At 60.4% G+C, this 1,410-nt stretch carries 1 pseudogene; it reads left to right on the forward strand.

What is annotated here, in order from left to right:
• A pseudogene (locus AACQ38_RS23710) lies at window positions 1–1,410 on the forward strand (DNA primase); the annotation flags it as partial.

The raw sequence follows: 1,410 nt of genomic DNA on the forward strand, positions 1-1,410 counted from the left end.
GTATCGAGGCATGGCGGGTGCAGTTCCCGCCGGGTATGGATGCCAATGACTATGCGCTGAAAAGCGGCAATGCCGAACATGCGCTGGGGCTGGCCTTGCAACAGGCGGTCTGGCTGGGACAGGGAACAGCGCCGGGCGCGGTGTTCAGCCATGAGCGGCCCGTCTCGCCGAGTGTGACGGAAAAGCCTCACAATGCTGATGTGGCTAAACCGGCTGCCTTAGCCGCCCCGCCAGAGCTGACTGTTGCCCCCGTGCCCTGTGAGCGCACGGCCTGCGGTGAACTGCTGATGAAAAGCGGGCCACGTATCTGGCGGATACGGGGGATGAAAAAATCGCCGGTGCCCGATGTGATGAAAGTCAATGTGCAGGTGCGGGATGAAACGTCCGGCCTGTTCCATGTGGATACGCTGGACATGTATCACGCGCGGCATCGTCAGCACTACATCAGCACGGCGGCGCAAGAGCTGGCATGCGAGCTGTCGGTCATCAAACGCGAAGCCGGGCGGGTCTTGCTGATGCTGGAGCAGCAACAGGACGCGCAACAGCAAGCCGACGCCGAAGCCTCAGGGACAACGGCGGTCACGGTCAGCGCGGAAGATGAAGCCGCCGCGCTGGCGTTGCTGACATCGCCGAACCTGACAGAACAGATTATCAACGACATGGCCGCCTGTGGCGTGGTCGGCGAATCCACCAATCTGCTGACCGGGTATCTGGCGGCAGTCTCGCGCAAACTCGATAAACCGCTGGCCGTGTTAATCCAGAGCAGCAGCGCGGCAGGCAAGAGCAGCCTGATGGATGCCGTGCTGAACCTGATGCCGGAAGAGGAGCGTATCCAGTACTCGGCGATGACCGGACAGAGCCTCTACTATCTGGGGGAAACCAGCCTGCAACACAAAATACTGGCGATAGCCGAAGAGGAAGGCGTGCGGCAGGCGGCCTACGCCCTGAAACTGTTGCAGTCCGACGGCGAGCTGAAAATCGCCAGCACCGGCAAGAACGAACAGAGCGGCGAACTGGTGACGCGGGAATACAAGGTACAGGGACCGGTGATGCTGATGTTAACAACGACGGCCATTGATGTGGATGAAGAGCTGCTGAACCGCTGTCTGGTGCTGACGGTCAACGAATCGCGCGAGCAGACGCAGGCTATCCACGCCATGCAGCGGCACCGCCAGACGCTGGCCGGGTTGCTGGCTGACTCGGAGAAAGGCTATCTGACGCAGTTACACCAGAACGCCCAGCGCCTGTTAAGGCCGCTGAAAGTGGTCAATCCTTACGCCCATCAACTGACGTTCCTGTCAGACAAAACCCGGATGCGGCGCGACCACATGAAATACCTGACGCTGATACAGGCCATTGCCCTGCTGCACCAGTATCAACGTGAAGTGAAGAAAACGACCCACCGCGGAC

Origin of the sequence: Photorhabdus sp. RW14-46 (genome assembly GCF_963887965.1) — a bacterium.
Taxonomy (GTDB): Bacteria; Pseudomonadota; Gammaproteobacteria; order Enterobacterales; family Enterobacteriaceae; genus Photorhabdus; species Photorhabdus laumondii.